The following is a 571-nucleotide window of genomic DNA, read 5'->3' as shown; positions in this document are numbered from 1 at the left end:
GGGGAGGACGTCGTGAGTGGTGTGGAGCTGTCCGAGAACGAGTTGTGGGTGGCGAGTTTCTACCGGTCGTCGGAGATGAGCGGGGCGATGTTCTTCGGGCGGGTGGCGCGGACGATCCGCGGTCCGTTGCAGAAGGACGTGACGCACCACTTCGCGGACGAGTCGGCGCACGCGTCGTACTGGACGAACTGCATCGACTCGCTGGACCAGCGGGCGATCCCGATGCGGGACGCCTACCAGGACCGGTACATGGACGCGGTCGGGGTGCCGGCCAGTCTGATGGAGGTCATGGCGATCACGCTGGTCTTCGAGAAGCGCACGATCGGCCACTACAACCAGCACCTGCGGCAGGAGAACACGCCCGCGCCGGTCCGCGAGACGATCGAGAAGATCATGCTCGACGAGCGCTGGCACGTGCGGTACGTCCGCGAGGCCCTGCAGGACATGGAAGAGCGCTACGGCAAGCAGGAGATCGAGGACACCCTCGCCCGCTACACCGCGGCCGACGTCGAGATCTACGGCAAGGCCATGGCCGAGTTCGAAGAACGCTTCGCCGCCCAGTGATCCGGGT

1 protein-coding gene is annotated in these 571 nt (G+C 66.0%); it reads left to right on the top strand.

Annotated features, from left to right (window positions below; genetic code table 11):
• A partial coding sequence (locus AC3EVP_RS36980) for a ferritin-like domain-containing protein (RefSeq protein WP_335984642.1) occupies positions 1 to 564 on the top strand: 564 nt, incomplete at its 5' end.
• Positions 565 to 571: the final 7 nt, after the last annotated feature.

It is taken from the genome of Actinacidiphila sp. bgisy144 (genome assembly GCF_057708105.1).
The sequence above is the reverse complement of the archived record's forward strand: the minus strand, read 5'-3'. Positions and strand labels throughout refer to the sequence as shown.